Annotated in this window: 1 protein-coding gene; it reads right to left on the reverse strand. The window is 37.4% G+C overall.

The window, feature by feature from the left end; genetic code table 11:
* Positions 1 to 64: 64 nt before the first annotated feature.
* A complete protein-coding gene (locus M4J38_RS17445) occupies positions 65 to 406 on the reverse strand; it encodes a helix-turn-helix domain-containing protein (RefSeq protein ID WP_251761090.1) in 342 nt (113 codons plus the stop codon).
* Between the last annotated feature and the right edge of the window lie 147 nt (positions 407 to 553).

The following is a 553-nucleotide window of genomic DNA, read 5'->3' on the forward strand; positions in this document are numbered from 1 at the left end:
ACACGTTTACCGTCTTACCCGGCTATTAGTAAACCGCTGTTAGCGGTTCGTTGTTGTTTCCGTTTTATTTTCCAATTATTTTCTTTCTGTGGTTTTGTCCCCAATCACGCAACGCTTTCATTACGTCAAACAATGTTTCTGCGTGTTCTGTTATTTCATATTCAACTCTCGGTGGAAACGTGTCGTAAACTGTCCGCTTCACAAGATGATTGGTTTCCAAGTCTTTCAATTCTTTGCTAAGCATTTTGTCGCTGATGCCGTCAACTTCTCTTGTAATTTCTTTGAAACGTTTTGCACCGCCCGACAACGAAAACAAAATTGGAAGTTTCCAATTTCCGCTTAGTGTTTCCATTGCATCTTTTATGGCACGAATGCCTGTTGAATCACATTTAATTTTCTTTGCCATTGTCAAAAATTCCATTACTAACCCAAAAGTAATCGCTAACTGTCGGGTTAGTGCTTACCAATAGTTAGCAAACGTAGATAATTTTGCAACGTCAAACGAAATAAATTTTAGACCAATGAATAAAGAAAAAAAAATCTATTGGACAGT

Source organism: Parasegetibacter sp. NRK P23, assembly GCF_023721715.1.
Classification (GTDB): Bacteria; Bacteroidota; Bacteroidia; order Chitinophagales; family Chitinophagaceae; genus Parasegetibacter.

What these genes read in the sequence shown, in the direction of transcription:
- M4J38_RS17445 (WP_251761090.1), bottom strand. Translation starts at nt 406, where the DNA reads ATGGCAAAGAAAATTAAATGTGATTCAACAGGCATTCGTGCCATAAAA.